16 protein-coding genes are annotated in these 18363 nt (G+C 43.8%); 7 read left to right on the top strand and 9 right to left on the bottom strand.

The features are described 5' to 3' along the window. Positions 1 to 24: 24 nt before the first annotated feature. The 4 genes from CXF83_RS15750 to CXF83_RS15735 all read right to left on the bottom strand — a co-directional run bounded on the left by CXF83_RS15750 (position 25) and on the right by CXF83_RS15735 (position 4149). On the bottom strand, positions 25 to 1287 hold the full coding sequence (locus tag CXF83_RS15750; RefSeq protein WP_101089279.1) for a valine--pyruvate transaminase: 1263 nt from the start codon (positions 1285 to 1287) through the stop codon (positions 25 to 27). A gap of 213 nt (positions 1288 to 1500) precedes the next feature. Next, positions 1501 to 2943 carry a HAMP domain-containing sensor histidine kinase gene (locus CXF83_RS15745; RefSeq protein WP_101089278.1) on the bottom strand — a complete coding sequence of 481 codons (1443 nt, stop codon included), beginning with the start codon at positions 2941 to 2943 and terminating at the stop codon, positions 1501 to 1503. After that, positions 2879 to 3562: a winged helix-turn-helix domain-containing protein gene (locus CXF83_RS15740; RefSeq protein WP_101089277.1), complete on the bottom strand. Its 684-nt coding sequence runs from the start codon at positions 3560 to 3562 to the stop codon at positions 2879 to 2881. Before CXF83_RS15740 ends, CXF83_RS15745 begins: the two co-directional genes overlap by 65 nt. Positions 3563 to 3609: 47 nt before the next feature. Beyond that, positions 3610 to 4149 (bottom strand): PepSY domain-containing protein, encoded by a 540-nt coding sequence (locus tag CXF83_RS15735; protein WP_101089276.1) that lies wholly within the window; start codon positions 4147 to 4149, stop codon positions 3610 to 3612. A gap of 267 nt (positions 4150 to 4416) precedes the next feature. Between CXF83_RS15735 and CXF83_RS15730 the strand changes: the two genes are divergently transcribed. The 3 genes from CXF83_RS15730 to CXF83_RS15720 all read left to right on the top strand — a co-directional run bounded on the left by CXF83_RS15730 (position 4417) and on the right by CXF83_RS15720 (position 10244). Then, entirely contained in the window at positions 4417 to 5562 is a 1146-nt protein-coding gene (locus CXF83_RS15730; RefSeq protein ID WP_101089275.1) for an exonuclease SbcCD subunit D, read from the top strand. Further along, positions 5559 to 8615: an AAA family ATPase gene (locus CXF83_RS15725; protein ID WP_101089274.1), complete on the top strand. Its 3057-nt coding sequence runs from the start codon at positions 5559 to 5561 to the stop codon at positions 8613 to 8615. Before CXF83_RS15730 ends, CXF83_RS15725 begins: the two co-directional genes overlap by 4 nt. A 342-nt stretch (positions 8616 to 8957) precedes the next feature. Next, positions 8958 to 10244 carry a peptidoglycan DD-metalloendopeptidase family protein gene (locus tag CXF83_RS15720; RefSeq protein ID WP_180961099.1) on the top strand — a complete coding sequence of 429 codons (1287 nt, stop codon included), beginning with the start codon at positions 8958 to 8960 and terminating at the stop codon, positions 10242 to 10244. A 133-nt stretch (positions 10245 to 10377) separates the two neighbouring features. On the opposite strand, the gene CXF83_RS15715 is transcribed toward CXF83_RS15720, so the two are convergent. From CXF83_RS15715 to CXF83_RS15705, 3 genes are all read right to left on the bottom strand, one after another. Beyond that, positions 10378 to 10791, bottom strand: a complete 414-nt coding sequence (locus tag CXF83_RS15715) for a hypothetical protein (RefSeq protein ID WP_101089273.1) — start codon at positions 10789 to 10791, stop codon at positions 10378 to 10380. A 72-nt stretch (positions 10792 to 10863) separates the two neighbouring features. Further along, complete coding sequence (locus CXF83_RS15710) at positions 10864 to 11370, bottom strand: M48 metallopeptidase family protein (protein WP_101089272.1); 507 nt, start codon at positions 11368 to 11370, stop codon at positions 10864 to 10866. 372 nt (positions 11371 to 11742) lie between these two features. After that, the gene (locus CXF83_RS15705) at positions 11743 to 12186 is read right to left on the bottom strand and encodes a DUF3010 family protein (RefSeq protein ID WP_101089271.1); all 444 of its coding nucleotides are present in this window, start codon (positions 12184 to 12186) and stop codon (positions 11743 to 11745) included. A gap of 212 nt (positions 12187 to 12398) precedes the next feature. On the opposite strand from CXF83_RS15705, the gene CXF83_RS15700 reads away from it, so the two are divergent. Next, positions 12399 to 12875, top strand: a complete 477-nt coding sequence (locus CXF83_RS15700; protein ID WP_232775127.1) for a YHS domain-containing (seleno)protein — start codon at positions 12399 to 12401, stop codon at positions 12873 to 12875. Positions 12876 to 12961: 86 nt separating this feature from the next. Here CXF83_RS15700 and CXF83_RS15695 read toward each other — a convergent pair whose 3' ends face one another. Beyond that, complete coding sequence (locus tag CXF83_RS15695) at positions 12962 to 14302, bottom strand: DEAD/DEAH box helicase (RefSeq protein WP_101089270.1); 1341 nt, start codon at positions 14300 to 14302, stop codon at positions 12962 to 12964. 239 nt (positions 14303 to 14541) lie between these two features. Between CXF83_RS15695 and rssA the strand changes: the two genes are divergently transcribed. Further along, complete coding sequence (gene rssA, locus CXF83_RS15690) at positions 14542 to 15516, top strand: patatin-like phospholipase RssA (protein WP_101089269.1); 975 nt, start codon at positions 14542 to 14544, stop codon at positions 15514 to 15516. A gap of 101 nt (positions 15517 to 15617) precedes the next feature. On the opposite strand, the gene CXF83_RS15685 is transcribed toward rssA, so the two are convergent. After that, a complete protein-coding gene (locus CXF83_RS15685; protein ID WP_101089268.1) occupies positions 15618 to 16616 on the bottom strand; it encodes an NADP-dependent oxidoreductase in 999 nt (332 codons plus the stop codon). A 179-nt stretch (positions 16617 to 16795) separates the two neighbouring features. Here CXF83_RS15685 and CXF83_RS15680 point away from each other — a divergent pair, with 179 nt between their 5' ends. Together CXF83_RS15680 and CXF83_RS15675 are read left to right on the top strand one after the other, a co-directional pair. Beyond that, positions 16796 to 17248 (top strand): MarR family winged helix-turn-helix transcriptional regulator, encoded by a 453-nt coding sequence (locus CXF83_RS15680; protein WP_232775126.1) that lies wholly within the window; start codon positions 16796 to 16798, stop codon positions 17246 to 17248. 80 nt (positions 17249 to 17328) lie between these two features. Continuing rightward, the gene (locus CXF83_RS15675) at positions 17329 to 18015 is read left to right on the top strand and encodes a hypothetical protein (RefSeq protein WP_101089267.1); all 687 of its coding nucleotides are present in this window, start codon (positions 17329 to 17331) and stop codon (positions 18013 to 18015) included. Positions 18016 to 18363 lie beyond the last annotated feature (348 nt).

The following is an 18363-nucleotide window of genomic DNA, read 5'->3' as shown; positions in this document are numbered from 1 at the left end:
TGAACTTGAAGAACACCGACTGAATTAACCGTTGCTATAAGCCTTGGTGACCTCTTGTGCAATGATAGCGATGCCATCGCGCATCTTGGCTTCATCCTGCACGTAGTTCATTCGCAAACATTGATGGGCGTGATCCCACTTTCCTTCAGACTGGTCTTTCTGTCCGAAGAAAAAGTACTCTCCGGGTACAATCAATACACCGCGAGCCTTTAATCGGTCATAGAGTTCCATGGTGCTAATCGGTAACTCGTCGAACCACAGCCAAAGAAACATTGCGCCTTCAGGTTTATGGATTTTAAATCTGCTATCGGTGATAGATTGCTGCAATAATTTCAGAGCAAACTCTGATTTTTGTTTATAAAAAGGCTTAATCACCGTTTCACTTAGGCTCAATAGATCACCCGAGTCAATCATGTGCTTGGCGATGGCGGGCCCAAATCCTCCAGGGGCAAGGCTGATGATGCCATTAAGGTTCGTCAGCGCTTGAGTGATCTCCTCACTCGCGATAACGATGCCACAACGTACGCCGGGTAATCCAAGCTTAGACAGACTCATACAGAGTATGGTGTTGCTGTTCCAAAACGGGGTCACTTCTTCGAAGATGATATTTGGAAACGGGGTGCCATACGCGTTATCGATGATAAGGGGAATGCCATTTTCGCGGGCTAAGATGTCTAACTTGGATATTTCAGTGTCAGTCAGCACATTACCGGTGGGATTGGTGGGGCGAGAAACACATATGGCGGCCACAGAGCTGTCGACTTCTAATTGCTCAAAATCCACATGGTACTTAAACATGCGGTTACCTAGCATCTCGATTTCGGGGCGGTAAGAGACAAATATATCGTCATCAAGCCCAGCATCATTGTAACCGATATATTCAGGGGCCAATGGCAACAGAATTTTCTTATGGCTGCCATCAACTTGCTTGCCTGCAAGCAGGTTAAACAGGTAGAAGAAGGCACTTTGGCTACCATTGGTCAGACTGATATTTTTCTCGCTGATCTCCCAGCCGTAGGTATCTCGTAACAAGTCAGCCAAGGCTTTTAAAAATGTGTCTTTACCTTGCGGTCCATCATAGTTGCCTAATGCCGCGACCAGTTCTCCATTTGCCAGCATCTCACTTGCTGCTTGGTGAAAGTAATCTTGCATCGCGGGAATGGTTGCAGGGTTTCCTCCGCCCAGCATAATGGCCCCCGGAGTACGCAGCCCTTCATTGAGGTCATTCATCAGCTGATTAATGCCGGAGTTACGATTAAATTTTTCACCAAATTTTGAATACTGCATGACAGCTACACCTGAAGATACCGAAAGGACTTAAAGAGTGCCTGTAGTAACAATATTTAGCGGCAAACGCACTTATTATTTAATTTTTTAGTGACTAATTTGGAATACATCATGTTTTGTTGGGGAAATCGTAAATTATTTGCACACTTGTCCATTATTCTACAAAGCAGGGCTGGTGGCTTTGATTCAAGTTTAGTCGTGTTTTAAGCGACATTAAGCATCAGTGGTATTGGCATTGGTGCTTTCATCCGTTGCCGTTTTCTTAGGCTTTATAAATTCAACATTTACGATTAATCCTGGCTTATTATCGAGTAATTCAATTTTTCCGTTATGCAGTTGAATAATCGCTTTTACTAAGGTTAAACCTAAGCCAAAGCCTACAATCTGCCGGCTCTTTTCGATGCGATATAAGCGCTGGAAAACTTTCTCTTTTTCGACATCACAAATACCTGGACCATTATCGCTAACGGTAAAACCACGGGGTGTTAATTGAACACTGATTTGTGCATTATCTCCAGCGTACTTACTGGCATTTTCTAATAGGTTGTATATGGCTCTAAACAACAGCGTTGCATCACCTTGAATAGACAATGGCTCAGCGCTTCCTATACTGACAAGTTGTTGTTTCTCTTCTGCAAGCGGCTCAATTAAATCCACGGCATCGACAATTATTTGCTGTAAATTAACGGTTTTAAAGTGTTGGCTGTTGCTCTCTTTTTGTTGCTGAAGCCTTGTTAACTCAAGCATTGCACTAAAGGTGAATAATATTTCGTCTAGCTTATCCAGCATCGATTGTAGCTGTTCACTAGGGTGATTCAGTTGTTGTTTACTTAATATCTCCGATTCAATTTGCTGCCTTAAATGGCTCAGTGGCGTACGCAAATCATGAGCTATAGCATCGGTAATTCCAGAAATCGTTTCAAAGGAGTGCTGCAATTGATTGAGCATAGTATTGATATGTAGCGCCATATGATCATATTCATCATTTTGCTTAGAGACTGCGACACGTGCGCTCAATTGGCCTGATTCAACTCGTAAGGCGACTTGGTTAAAGTTGTTAATGCGCTTTAATACCCGCATTGAGAAAACTAACCCGGTTATAACGCCAAGCAATACGGCCAGTAATAATGCAATTGCTGACGCACTAATAAATTGTCCCTTGAGTTCATACAATGATTCATCGTCGACAGCAACAATTAGCGTCCCAGAGGCCAAAGGCTGAGAGCAACCAGAGACCAGTCTGATTTCATCAAATTGGTCTAGCCAAATGGGAAAACGCGATAAGCTCGGGCATTGCGATAAGGTCGTCGGGGGAGCGCTAAGCCTACCAATAATTTTTTGCTTTATTTGATAACTTAGAATGTATTGACGTGAACTCTGAGCCTGTAGTTCAAATTGTTCAATAAATTGCTCATGACTTAATTGCTCAGCAAGTAATGTTTGCTGAGCAATAATATTAGCCATTTGTAACTGTTGCTGACGGTTCATTTGGCCAATACTCAATTGGTACAATACTACCAGTAGGATGGCTACCACTGATAATAATAAGCCAGTATACAAACGGGTTAAACGCCACACCGAGTGGGCTGTTTTAACGCTGTTCCACCATTCTGTAACCGACGCCGCGTACTGTTTCCAGTAAAGGGATAAGACCATCAAATTCTACCTTTTTACGCAATCTTGCCATATGAACATCAATAACATTCGTTTGTGGATCAAATTGATAATCCCAAACGGCTTCAAACAGTAACGATCGAGATACTACTTGTCCGTTATGTTCCATCAAATAACGTAACAGTTTAAACTCTTTTGGCTGCAGAGATATTTCTGCTGAACCTCGGAACACCTTATGAGAAAGCAGGTCCATTTTTAGATCGGCAACATGTAAAACGGTGGTTAGCTTTTCGTTGTGAGTCCCTTTGCGCTGAATGAGGATCTCTATACGCACGAGTAGCTCAGAAAGCGCAAAAGGTTTGATGAGGTAATCGTCACCGCCTTCACGCAGCCCTTTTACACGTTCAGATACACTATCTAATGCACTTAAAATCAGAACGGGTGTTTGTTTGCCAGCATTTCTTAAGGTTGTTAATACCGTTAAGCCATCTAATTTAGGCAGCATCCGATCAAGCACAATTAATTGGTAGTCGCCTTCCAGCGCTAAGAATAAACCATCTTGGCCATTATCCGCGAGGTCAATCTCATAGCCCTGTTCTTGAAGGGCTTTTTGTAAATATTGACGAGTCGTCTGGTTATCTTCAATAACAAGAATTCGCAAAAAAGTTTCCCTAGGGGAGTGCTACTCCCCTATAAATATTGACGGAGTTAGCGCTTCATTACCGGAATAGCTTTGCCTGTGGTTACATCTACAATGACACGTGTAAGGCCTTGATCACCCATCAGCTTAAACTTGTAGAAAGTAATGCCTTTTTTATTCTTTAATTCAAATTCAAAAACATCAGCAGAATATTTTAGCTGTAATTGGGCAATAGTAGCGCGTAAGTTAAATTTTGATGCTTGTAACTCCTGTAACGCTAACAGGTCATCATCATCTAATCGGCTTAAGCTATTTTGGGTTTTATGTTTTAAAATCGCGCCATCTGCAAGGCTTAATTCAATGTTATGCTTCTCTTTTGTTTCCAGATTGATCGCTTCAATATCATAGGTAGCTTGATTATCATGATCATCAATTTCAAATTCGACAATGTGCTTAGCGTAATCTGTACTTACCTTTTCAATAGCCTGTTCTAAGGTGTAATTAGCGCGTTGCAATGCGAGTGCTGCCAGTGCGTCGTCTTCTTGACCCGCAAATGCTGATATTGATGTGAAGGCCAGTGCAGCACAGATTAATTTAGTACATCTCATTTTGTTATCCTAGTGGTTGTTTGTTGAGAACTGAATTGTACGTGTTGTCCCTTTCATCAACGTGGATGAATCATTACAAAAAGTTAATCTTCGAACTTGGTATTAACGGCGTATCACTGGGGCCAACTAAATGAGCTCAACTCAAAAATACTAACATATCTTTAGCTGCAGAAGTGTTTGCAACAACGGTTATCACGCTTGTGAAACGTCGATAGTTTTCTTACTATAGAACTCTCTCTCATCTCCTTCATTTTTAAACGAGAATGCATGAAATTTATCCACACCTCTGACTGGCATATCGGCAGGCAGCTTCATAATCAGAGCCTGCTCGATGATCAGCGCTTCGTGTTAAACCAGATTGTTGAACTTGCGACTGAGCATAATGTCGATGCGGTGATTATTGCTGGCGATATCTATGATCGTTCCATTCCGCCAGCTAACGCGATAGCGCTGTTAAACGAAGTGGTTAATCGTCTGGTGAATGAACTAAAAATCGCGGTAATTATGATTGCTGGCAACCATGATGGCCATGAACGTTTAGGCTTTGCCTCGAAGCAGATGAGTGACAGTGGGCTGCATATCGTTGGGCCGTTGACCAATAAAGTGAGTGCCATCAAGCTTAAAGGCAAGCAGGGCAGTGCGGTGTTTTACGGTCTGCCCTATGCCGATCCAGCCACCGTACGGCATGTGTTTGATTGCGAAGTGAGCACCCATGAAGCAGCGATGGATAAATTGCTTGAACAAGTGCATGAACATGACAGCCAAGGTTTGCCCAAAGTAGTGATCAGTCACTGTTTCATTGATGGGGGCAGTGAATCTGAATCTGAGCGCCCTCTGAGTATTGGCGGCGCCGATAAAATTTCAGCAAAATTGTTTATGCCCTTTAACTATACGGCGCTCGGTCATCTGCATGGGCCACAGTATAAAGGCGCTGAAAATGTTCGATATTCAGGCTCTATGCTCAAGTATTCGTTCAGTGAGCAGCACCAGAATAAGTCAGTGACCTTGGTTGAGTTAGATGCAGAGGGTAAAGCTGATTTTGAGTTGCTGCCATTGTCTGCCATGAGAGATGTGCGGATTATTGAAGGCAACCTCGTTGAGTTGCTCGAGCAAGGTAAAATAGATGTTAACCGTGACGATTATCTCATGGTGAGATTGAGTGATAAAACCGCCATTTTAGATGCTATGGGTAAGCTCAGAAGCGTGTATCCAAATGTGCTGCATTTAGAGCGTACCGGCTTGATGCGCGATAACGGCAAGGTAGAGTTAAGCCGAGACCATATCAAGAAAGGCGAGATGGATATGTTTAGTGATTTCTTTGCGCAAGTGTCCGGTGAATCAATGACAGAGGCGCAGCAACACGCGATGACAACAGCCATCGATGAGCTACATAAAGTGGAGCGCACATCATGAGACCGCTTATTTTAGAGATGTCAGCCTTTGGTCCATTTGCATCGGTTCAAACAACCGATTTTTCAGCGTTAGGCTCTAATCCGCTGTTCTTGATCAATGGCCCGACTGGCGCGGGTAAAACGACTTTGCTTGATGCCATCTGTTTTGCACTCTATGGCAAGACCACAGGCGATGAGCGTGAGGGCAGTCAGATGCGCTGTGACTTAGCGGCTGACAGCGTGTTAACCGAAGTGACTTTCAGCTTTGCGCTTGGTGAGCAGCAATATCGTATTCGTCGCGTCCCAGAGCAGCAGCGAGCGAAGAAAAGTGGTGATGGTTACACGGTACAAAAGCCGGAAGCGCAGCTTTACCACATCGATAATGATGGCACCGAGCATTTGCTGGTGGCCAGCAAGGTGTCGGAAGCGACCGCTGAGATTGAACTGCTCACGGGGTTGGATGCGGATCAGTTCCGCCAAGTGATGGTGTTACCTCAGGGCAAGTTCCGTGAACTGCTGATGGCAGATTCAAAAGACAGAGAGAAGATTTTTAGCCAACTGTTTCAAACGCAGATATACCGCCGCATTGAAGACAAATTAAAGTTTCAGGCCTCAGCCATTAAGGCCGAAGTCAGGGACCAGCGTAACAAACGTGATGGCATTTTACATAATATCGTCCTTGATTCTGATGATGCATTAACGAGCGAACTTACAGAGCTGACGCCAACACTGGCTCAAGCGTCGGAGGCTAAAGAGACGGCCAAACTAGCCCTTATCAATGCCAATAAGCTGTTTGAATCGGCTAAGTTACTGGTTAAGGATTTTGATGCTCAAGATAAATTGCAACAGAGTGCAGTATTATTAGCAGAGCAAAAAGACAGTATGGCTCAGCGTCAATCTAAGCTCGATAATGGCCAAAAAGCACTGCAACTTAAGCCAGTGTTAGAGGGATCATTAGCGCGTGAAGTTGAGCGGACTCTAGCGCAAGCTGCTGTTAGTCAGGTTCAATCCACCAAGCTGGCGAGCGAGCAGGCGCTCACTGTAAGTCAAAGCAAGTTTGATACCTTGACTGAGTTGGATCTTAAATGCCAACAGGCTCAGAACGACGAGCAAAAACTGACACAATTAGTACCACAGCTGCAGGGATTAGAGAGCTTACAAACAGCGCTGAGTCTTGCAACCAATGAACGTGATCAAGCTAAAAATAGCGGGATTAAAGGTAAGGCTACATTGGATGCTTTATTGGCAGACAAGCAAGCAGCAGAGCAACAGGTACCTCAGTTAGAACTGGTTGCGAGTCAGCAAGTTGATGCCCAGCAAGCGTTAACGGCACAAAGCGAATTGATTGAGCGTTACCAGCAGTGGCAGGTGGCGGCTCACCATGCGGGAAACACCGAGCAGGCGTTGCAGCTGGCGGAAGACAAAGGGAAGCAGTGTCGTCTTGATGCCAAAGCTAAAGGGGAGGCTTATGATCAACTTCAGCTGATCTGGCACCGTGGCCAAGCAAGTCTATTGGCGCAAAAACTCAACCCCGGGCAACCCTGTCCAGTGTGTGGCAGCGCTGAGCACCCTAATCCTGCTCAAAGTGAACAGCGATTACCGACAGAAGATGATTTAGAGTCAAGCAGACTGACGAGTGAAACCGCCAAAGATGCACTGAGCCAAGCTATCGCCGATTATAAAGGCTTGAAAGCTCAACTTCAGGAGCAAGTGAAGCTTAGGGATGAATATCAGCAAAAGCTGGGTGAGTGGGTTTCTCATTCACTTGAATCATTGCAAGCTCATCTTCAACAAGTACAGCAGCAAGTTCATCACGCTAATACTGCCGCTCAAGCGTTAATTCAGCTTCGGCAGAAAATACAAAGCGGGCAATTGAAGGAGAGAGAGCTTCAAACTCAACTCGATGCTGAACGAGAGCGTTTTCAAGCGTTGCAAACCCGCGTCGCAACAGTTCAAGGCCAGCAAGAACAAGCATTAGCTGCAATCCCTGAACAGTACCGTAGTTTGCAAGCGCTCACTGGCGCAATTAACCAAGTAAAGCAACAGTTAGCGACGCTACAACAAACGATAAACCACATCCGTCAGTCCCATACCCAAGCGCTGGAGCAAGATGCGGCTAAAGCGGCGGCATTAACAGCCGCTCAGTCAAGCTTACTTCAAGCACAAGAGCAAGCGGATAAGGCTCAAGCGGAGCTTGACTCACAATTATCAACATCAGGTTTCAGTGACAAGCAAGCGTTAAGCCATGCCTTGTTATCGAGTGATGGGCTGCAGACGTTAACCGATGAGATTGCCAAGTATCAACAGGACTGTATCGCTAATCAAGCGACGCTCACTCTAATAAGCGATAAGTTAGCAGGGCAAGTCAAACCACAGCTGGCAGAGAGCGAGCTGAGTTTAGCGAGTATTCAGACAGAGCAACAACTGGCAGAGCAAAGCTGGCAGCGAGTACAGAGTCGAGTTACTCAACTGACTCAAACTCAGCAACAGCTGAAAGAGGCTGATGCTAACGCTAAGAAGCTAGAAGATGAATATGCCATCATAGGGACATTATCCGAAGTGGCTAATGGTCAAACGGGTAACAAGGTGAGCTTACAGCGCTTTGTGCTTAGTGTACTGCTCGATGATGTGCTGCTTGAGGCCAGTCATCGACTGCAATTGATGAGTAAAGGTCGATATCGCTTAATCCGCAAGGAGGAACGCGCTAAAGGCAATAAAGCTTCTGGGCTTGAGCTTGAAGTTGAAGATGCCTACACCTCAAAAGTACGCCCTGTGGCAACGCTCAGTGGCGGTGAGAGCTTTATGGCTGCACTCTCTATGGCATTGGGTTTATCTGATGTCGTGCAAGCGTATGCGGGCGGTATTAAGCTCGACACCCTATTTATCGACGAAGGCTTTGGCAGTTTAGACCAAGACTCGCTTGATTTAGCGATCCGTACCTTAATGGATCTTCAATCTGCTGGGCGCATGATAGGAGTTATCTCCCATGTGTCGGAAATGAAAGAGCAGATCGGTACTCGAATCGATATCAATAAGAGTGTACTCGGAAGCGAGATCTCAATTGTACTACCGTAGAACATACCGTTACTTTTTATGTCCTGATATAAACGGCTTAGCGTGATTGTTTAAGCCGTTTTTGTGTGATGAAGCAAGCAACGCTACTCTTTTAGCATTGCTGTCTGATATCTTCTGATTTAACGGGTCATAAGCGACGATCGCGCTTTTTAATCTACCCATGTTACTCATTTTATCGGTTAGCAATCTCATTCTGCGTTTTTTCATGCAATAAAATTGCAAATTTGTGCACTGAAAGAGTTCATATAAATCCAATTATTTGGTATAAATTGACATCAGCCTTCAATAATAGGAGGCATTTGGCGTGAATGAAAAAAATAATAATTCAAGGTTGGGATTAGGTTGCAGTCAGGTAAATTTTCTTTTTTAAAATTGTCGATTATTCGTTTCGCAGCTTTGCCTTCTCTGCACCGAAAAATCTTAATTGGTTCCGTGTTGTTGTTTGGTGCATCATTTTTGGTCCCCAAAACTCAACCGTTACTATCGCAACGCATTGCCGTTAAATTGGATATCGAAGCGCTGTCTTCGCAGTCATCCCCTCCACCTGTGGCAAGTGTTCTGCTCGACACTCCTAAGTTTGAAAAAGTGATTGTTAAAGGCGACACACTAAGTGGCTTATTTGAGCAAGGTAGCGTCGATCAGCAAACCATGTATCGCGTATTAGAAGCCGATTTAAACGTACTAGCACTCGATACTTTAATGCCTGGTAACCAGATCCAATTTTGGCTCGATGATGCTGGCGAACTAGAAAAACTCTCGCTCTATTTTAGTGCGGCAAGGCAAGTGACCTATAGCCGTTTTGATGACGGCTCATTTAAAGTCGATGAGATCCACATCGAAGGCATATGGCGTAATCGCAGTGTAGTGGGTGAGATTAATGGCTCATTTTACCTTTCAGCGAAGAAAATGGGCCTAAATGCGGCCGAGATCCAGCGCGTTGAATCGCTATTAAAAGAAAAGCTCAATTTTGCTCGTGACCTTCGCGCCGGAGACAAGTTCTCGGTACTGATGAACGATCAATTTATTGATGGCGTTGCGACCGGTAGCAGTAACATTTTAGGTGTCACAATTGACCGTGGACGCAGTAGCATTAATGCCTATCAGTTTAGTGATGGTAATTTCTATGATGAACAGGGCAGAAGCTTAGCAAGAGCCTTTCAACGTATTCCTCTTCAGCGGAATTACCGTATTAGCTCAAGCTTTAACCCTAATCGTCATCACCCTGTCACTGGCCGCAACTCTCCCCACAACGGCACTGATTTTGCTACCCCTATCGGCACGAAAGTTATAGCACCTGGAGACGGTATAGTTTCTTTGGTAACAGATCATCGTTTTGCAGGTAAATATGTGGTTATTGATCACGGTAATAAATACCGTACGCGCTATTTGCACTTATCAAAAGCGCTAGTCCACAAAGGTCAGCGAGTCTCTCGTGGGCAGGTGATTGCACTATCGGGCAATACTGGGCGGATCACTGGGCCACATTTGCATTATGAATTCCATATCAATGGCCGACCTGTAAACCCAATGAAAGCTAAGATCCCGATGGCAAATCAACTATCCAAGAAACAAATGGGTGCTTTTGAGCAATTAGTTAAAGTGCGAAAAATAATGATGGGCCAAGTCTAAGCGGGTTATCGGCTTAGCTTGTTAGAATAGCCAGTAGCGCTCAGCAAAAAACTATCATTAGATGGTTTTTTCGTTTTGATAGTTTAATGATTAGTATTGTTAAGGTGATAACTCATCGCAAACAATCGCGGTGTTATAATGCTTGTTGTCGCTGCTGTTGCTTAATCGCACACAGGCAATCTTTACCTCTTAAAGCAGGGCAACTCTTACAAGGGTTTGCTTTATAGGGACGGTAAAATACATTAGTGCTGTTAAGGCTTAGCTTGTCTATTAACCTGAGTGATGTAAAAGCACCATTATCATTGGCACTATGCAGTTTGGTATAGGCAATCGCAGTTTGTGTTACAGCACTGATGTTGGCTAGCTTCGCTTGGTATTTGAGTGTTTTTAGTTGGTATTTGTTGATTTTGACTGAGCGCTTATCCATGGAAATCTTATGTTTAATGCAATCTATTTCAGTTAAAGACAGATAGAAACTCAGCTTATGCTGCGACTTAGCCAGCTTATATTGGTATTTTTGCTGATAACTGCAGTGCTTCTCGCCCATAACAACTCGCTCTTTAAATCAAGTGTTTGCATTGTAAGTGAAAATCATTATCAATTAAAGAGTTTCGTTAAACTAGCGGTAAGGGTTTTGCTCTGCATCAATTAAGGTCAGTAGCAGCCTCAATTCAAATTCTAATTGATGGTAGTCACCATCCATGTGGCAGCATAGCTGGTAGAAGGCTTTGTTATGATCTTTCTCTTTCAAGTGTGCAAGTTCATGTACCACGACCATTCTAAGTAAACCTTCCGGAACCTTTTTCAAACGAGAGGAAATACGTATCTCATTTTTGGCCTTTATCTTGGCACCTTGCTTACGGGCAACGTAAGAGTGGAGACCCAATGCTTGATGACTAAGCGAGATTTTGTCGTCAAAAATAACTTTGGATAATGGTTGTGACTTGCGCAAATACTGGTTTTTGATGGCGATAGTGTATTCATACAGTGCTTTATCTGTTCTCACAGTGTGTATTTCAGGATGTCTTTTGAGTAAAAAGTCTCCCAATTTACCCTGAGATAATAAAGTTTGTACTTGCTGCTGGATCTCGGCTTGGTAGCCATTTAGGTAGGTTAATGTTTGCATAATGACTATAAGTTTTTAGGGACAGCTGTTTTTAAAGCAGCTTATCTTCATTCTCTGAAGATTAATGTCCCTAGGGGCTGTTGATTTTTCGAGCTTAGTTTTTGTTCGAATTCAATGATTTTAGTACAAGGCTTGAGCGATGATGCTTAATAAATTAAACAAGACTCGTAACGCACTCTTGTAACAAAAAAACTAAAAGCATTGAAACGAACCCTAAGGGCCGCGCTTCTTGGCTATTTTTACGGTGTTGTAGGCTATTTGTGGAGAATGACTAAACGACATAACCTCCGCCTTGTCAAAATAGCCAATAAACGGCGGCAAAAACAACCGTGATAGATCAACAGCCCCTAGTACTATTTCCTCAACGACTGATTAGTCTTCTTCTCTTTTGAAGATGGTGCAGTTGTGAGATGCGTAAGCAGCATCAAAAGCATTTCGTTGAAAACGCTTTAGGTCTAGCCCTTCAAAGTCAACTTGTGGCGGGTTACGCTTTAGTTGTGCTTTAATCGTGACTGGAGAAATAAACGTTACCGGAACGCCAATCACTTGAATCACAGCTTCGAGCTTAAAGCTTGTGACGCTACCAGCGCCTTTACCTTTTTGCTCACGCTCAATGATGACGACTTCATCTACACGGTAGTCTTCTAAAAGTTTACTAAATGCAAAGTGAAACTCACGAATAGCGTCAGTTTGTGCTGAGTTTGAAATAGCGAATGATTTCTGACGGCAATCAGGCACATTGTAAGTTTCGCCTTCATAACTTAATAAACTGATGATGGCTTCGCCACCTTTTAACTCTACGCCACAAACTTTCATGATAAACCTTCGAAATAACAATATTGCGCATATTGTAGCGTTATTTTTGTCACTGGTCAGCGTTTAGCGTTAGCAATTGAAAATAAATTTCCTATTGTTGTATGACATTCAAACAAAATTAATCTGAAGTCAGTGCTATGAAATACACCGAGCGGTAATTCGGTCTTATACAAAAGACACAGTGACTCCCTTAGGGGAAAGAGGACATTGCTATGAAGCTAGGTTTTATGAAAACAGATTTTATCAGCCCCTTTTTTAAATTGACGGTACTATTATTGAGTTTTGTCTTAGTGGGGTGCACAAGCTTAGGTGGAGAGCCGACGTTTCAGGATAAAGGCGTGGCGGTGAATGGTTACGATGTAGTCGCTTATTTTTCCGAGCAACAGCCTGTTACAGGCAAAGTAGAATATAGTAGTCAGTACAACAATGTAGAGTGGCTCTTTAGCAGCGAGCAAAATAAAATAATGTTCGAGCAAGATCAGCAGTACTACGTGCCACAATATGGTGGCTATTGCGCTTATGGTATGTCTAAAGGGTTTGTGGTGGATACCGATCCAAATGCGTTTACTATTTTGAATAATAAGCTGTATCTAAACTATAGTCTTGGGGTCAGAGAAACTTGGCTTAACGATACGGCGGTTTATATAGAACGTGCAGATAAAAACTGGCAAGAGAAAACCGCTAAGTAATGTTATCGATGAAGCACAGAAAATAAAAAACGCTGGGATAGATAACCATCACAGCGTTTAATCAACAGCCTTAACTTAGGCTAAATCTAATCTTCAGGAGTATCTTGCAGTTTAGATTTAGGCTTTTTAAGCATTGGTGCGTCACCAACATCAACACCGGTTGCAAAACGTCTATCACGGTTAGCAGATGCTTTTGCTGCGGTTCTTTTCTTGGCTGTTACTGCTTTTTTCTTAGCTGCTGGTTTCGCTTTACTCTTGCTCACAGGTTTTGCTTTTAAACCTGCGAACTTACCTTTCAAGCCTTCAAGCTCACTAAAGCCAAACTTCTTGTTTAAGAATGTTTGTACCTGGGTAAAGTTTACCCAGTCTTTAGGGCCGACGAGTGAAACTGCATCACCTTTAGCGCCAGCACGGCCTGTACGACCAATGCGGTGTACATATTCCTCAGCAAATTTTGGCATATCAAAGTTGATCACTAACGATACGTTGAGTAGATCTAGACCACGAGAGGCCACATCGGTAGTGACCAATATCTGCTGCAAACCACGGCTAAACTCATCCATGATTTGATTACGAGCGGTTTGCTTTAACTCACCACTGAGTGATGCCGTTTTAAAACCTTCTTCAGCAAGCTTTATAGCGAGGCGTTCTGTATCGGATCTTGTGGCTGTAAAGATGATGATCTGCTTTTGCTGCTCATCTTTTAAGATCCGCGATAGTAGCGCTTCTTTATGATCAAGATGATCACATAGGAATATACGTTGAGTAATGTCTTTGTGCTCTAAATTACCGGCACCAATAGAGACATGCTCCGGTGTTTTAAGCAGCTCTGCAGCTATTTCATTGACATCGCCATGATCAAGCGTGGCAGAAAACATCAATGTTTGACGACGTTTATGATCTGCTGCATTGTTAATTTGCTTAAGTTGTTCAGCAAAGCCTAAATCTAACATACGATCGGCTTCATCTAATATGAGCAACTCAAGCCCATTAAGGTGCAAGTGATGTTGCTTAAGATGGTCTGCTAAACGACCTGGGGTTGCCACAACAAAATGCGGGTCACGAGCAAGTGCTTTTGCTTGGTCGTTAAAGTTTTCACCGCCTAGAATTTTGGTGGCTTTATATTGGGTGTTGGCGACTAGTAAACGCAGTTGGCTATAGACTTGGGTAGCAAGCTCTCGAGTCGGTAGCAAAATAACAACGCGTGGATCGCGCTTACTCAATGCTCTACACGAAATCATCCTTTGCATCGCAGGTAGCAAGAACGCCAAGGTTTTGCCTGAACCTGTTTTAGATGATGCCATTATATCTTTGCCCGCAAGGGCAATAGGGATGGCTTGTTCCTGGATCTCAGTTGGGGTGTCTATACCCATGTGCTTTAACGTTTGTAAAAGACGTTGATCCAGTGAAAAATCGGTGAATGGCAAAGGTGAACTCCTTAAATAATCTGACCGAGTATTATAACCTAGATAGATAGAGCAGGGCTATGATTAGCCATTAAGTTTATGCCAAAGCTGTCGAAATAGGCGGGTGGCAAGCTGAATATGGATGCACAACACGATAGCGTGATTAAATTAGGTTAAAATTAGCGGCCGTAATGCCGTAACATAGCGCTGTATTGCAAAAGAGTAACTCGATCTTAATTAGCTTGTAGGAGTCGCAACGCGTGTCGGACAATAATAATTCAGTTAAAATTGGACTCGCTTTAGGCAGCGGTGCCGCTAAAGGCTGGGCGCATATTGGTGTGCTCAATGGGCTAGCCAAAATGGGCGTTTATCCTGATAAAATAGCTGGCTGCTCTATCGGCGCAGTCGTGGGGGCTGCCTATGCTAATGATCATCTTGATGAGCTAGAAACCTGGGTGAGAAGTTTTAGCAGCTGGGACGTATTAGGTTTGATGGATCTGAGCTGGCGAAAAGGCGGGCTGATTGGCGGCGAAAAAGTGTTTGATGTGTTGCAAAAACGGATGGGCGACATGCAGATCGAGGATCTTAAAAAACCCTTCACCGCGGTAGCAACTGATCTATATTCTGGTCAAGAAATTTGGTTTACCGAAGGTGATCTACGCCATGCAGTGCGTGCTTCATGTTCTATGCCTGGTATTTTACCGCCAGTCAAAGTGGCCGATCGCTGGCTGGTGGATGGCGCGGTGGTGAATCCTGTTCCAGTATCAGTAAGCCGAGCAATGGGTGTTGATATTGTTATTGCGGTTGACCTTCACGGGCTTCGCCGTGGGCGTATGCAAGTGTTGCCAGTCAACATGAAAAGTAATAAGCCGACAAACCAAGAAGTTGCGGAAGCAGAGAAGCATCAAGAATTGGGCTTTACCGATCTGCTTGCGCGCGGAAGAGATTATATTACCGGCTTAACGGATAAGTTTTCTCCTAGTAACAAAACTGGCGGTCATATTAATCCCAATCCCGGTATGCTGGCGGTGATGTCACAGTCGATGGAAATACTAGAACAGCGCCATAAGCGGGCGAGACTAATGGGCGATCCACCAGATATTTGTATCGTGCCAGATCTTGGTGATATCGGTACTATGGAGTTTCATCGCGCGGAGGAAGCTATTGCGGCAGGTGAAGCGGCAGTAGAGCAAGTAGCACACCTTATTGAAGCTGCATTGGCACCATATCGTTAAATAATCTTAACTTGGTTGTAATAAAAGGGCCAAAAGGCCCTTTTATGTCACTGTTTTTCAGTGTGATATTAACGCATGAAGTATGCTGGTTTCTTAACGAATTAAGCCAGTTTTACAATCATCTTGCCGCGGTTTTTACCTTCAAATAGACCGATAAAGGCATCAGGTGCGTTTGATAACCCTTCATAAATAGTCTGCTCTGCAGTGACTTTTCCTTCAGCTAACCATTGGCCCATTTGCTTAGCGAACTCAGGGTAATGAGCCCAATGTTCAAATACAATGAAACCTTCAATCTTTAACTTCTTCATGATGATCATGGCTAAATTACTCGGTCCAGGTGTCGGCACTGTATCGTTGTATTGTGAAATCATGCCGCACACGGCGATACGGCCATGGTCATTCATATTGTTCAATGCGGCCGTTAAGTGATCGCCACCGACATTTTCAAAATACACATCAACACCTTCTGGCGCCGCAGCTGCTAATGCAGCGCTTAAATCACCACAAGTCTTGTAGTTGATCACGGCATCAACACCAAGTGATTTAATATGCTCAGCTTTCTCATCAGAGCCTACGGATGCAATAACGCGGGCACCCATTAATTTTCCAATCTGTACAGCTACACTGCCAACTGCACCGGATGCTGCTGAAACGAAGAGTGTTTCGCCCGCCTTTAATTCTGCAATGCGGTTGAGGCCTGTCCAAGCCGTCATACCCGGCATACCGAGTACACCGAGAAAGTGTGATTCGTTGATAGGAGTTTGCGGTAGGCGAGTTATTTCGGTGCCATCACTAACATAATGACTGCGCCAGCCGTGCATGCTGCTAACCTTGCTGCCCACTGGAAATTCAACATTGTTTGATTCTGTGACTTCACCAATAGCGCCGCCTTCAAGCACTGCACCAATCTGAAAAGGAGCAATGTAGCTTTTCCTATCAATCATGCGGCCACGCATGTACGGGTCAACCGACATCCATAAATTTTTGACGAGAAATTCACCCTCTTTAATGGCGGGTAAAGTCACTTCTGCTTCGGTAAAGTTACTGGCGTTAGGTAATCCTTCAGGACGAGATTTTAGTTGAATTTGTTTAGCATTCATAATGAGCCTTTATTTTTGTTTGTGCGCAAAGTAATTGTTTGCATCATAACTAACCGCCAAAATTTATGCAAATGCTTTGCGCGCAAAATAACTCTGCGCAAAATAAAATGCGATCAGCTAGTTTTGTTAAAGGGAGTCAGGTAAAATTGCAGTACTTAATAAAGGTAGTGAAGGTCGTAGTGAAAAACAAAGTGTCAAATAACGATACCGAAGCATGTCTGTCGGATAATGTTTGTTTTGCTCTGTATACCGCAGGGAATGCACTTATGCGCGCTTACCGCCCTTTATTGGATCAGTATGAACTCACTTATCCACAGTATCTGGTGATGCAAGCATTGTGGCTACAAGATAGAGCAAGCATGACCCAGTTGTCTCGCGCGACTCGTCTGGATATGGGCACATTGACGCCCATCGTTAAACGTTTAGAGAGCAAGTTATTTTTACAACGCTTGGCTGATGAAACCGATGAACGTAAAAAAGTTATCGCACTCACCAAAGCGGGCTTCGCTCTGCAAGCCGATGCGCTTGCACAAAAAAGTACCTTGCTTGAAAAAGTCAGCATGACTGAGCATGATATTGAATCATTGCGCACACTTTGCTTGACCTTAACCGCAGAATTGAACCAAAAGTAAGCAGTCAATTTTATCATCAAAAAAACGGCACGTTTCCTGCTTAGTTAGGCTATGACTAAATCAGTGCCGAATTTTTGACGATGAACCCACTTAGTAGTATCAATAACCCTGTAAATAGCGGCGCAGTGCTGGCAGATGCATATGGTGTGTCAGGCACTAAAGCGGGAGTCGGCAGCGCTACAGGCATCCAAGGCATTAATGCTGACGCATCAGCTTCATCAACAAATACCGTCACTAAAGATGATCACGGCTTAGTGTTATCTGGCCGCGCTGAGCGAGCGCAGAAAATAGAAGCCATGGCGAAGGACTTTTTTCAAGATGGCAGTTTCAGCTCTGAAAAATTACCCAGTCTTATTCAGCGGCTCTATAAAGATGGTATTTTGTCCGATGGGCAACTGAACCGTCTAACGAATAGTGGCTTTGATATTCCGCCCACTGAAGCGCAGTCATTAGCTGATTTTATTGACGAGCAGCGTGCGACGCTAACCAATAGTGATGAAGATAGAGAGCTGGCAGGGACGTTAGATGAAGCAAAATGGGTTATGCGCACGATGGATTCAATCCAGTCTCCTGCCATTGCACAAAAAGCAAATCGCGTTGCCACTGACATTACTGCTTTGCTAGGGTCTGAACGCCCACTCACTGATCAACAGAAGCATCAATATCAGGGCATAAAATCTTTAATGCAGTTAGCCTCAATGACAGGTGAACATCAACAAGCATCGGGTCAGCTGAACAGTTATTTGGCGCTCGCAAAACAGCATTAATGTCGTTGGTTTTTAGTTAACCCCCTAGCAGGTTATTTTGATGGCTTCACTGGTTAAAAATTGAGGCCGTTATCTGTAACGTTAACCCCATGAACGGTAACATCCGCTCGTTAAAACCGCATAAATCGGTTGTCGTTTACTCATCTTAATCAAATTCCAGCAGCCTCAACAGAGCGTTAAAAATAGCCAGTGAAAGTGCTTGTCTATTTATCCACAATTTATCCCTATTTTATACTGGCACTAGCTCGCTTATAGGCCATCGTCAAGGGCATAATTTTAGATAAGCGTGATCGTTCCCAGTTATTTTTTCTTATTATCTTCGTTGTTTAAAATAATGATCTGGATCAA

Source organism: Shewanella sp. Choline-02u-19 (assembly GCF_002836205.1).
Taxonomy (GTDB): Bacteria; Pseudomonadota; Gammaproteobacteria; order Enterobacterales; family Shewanellaceae; genus Shewanella.
The sequence above is the reverse complement of the archived record's forward strand: the minus strand, read 5'-3'. Positions and strand labels throughout refer to the sequence as shown.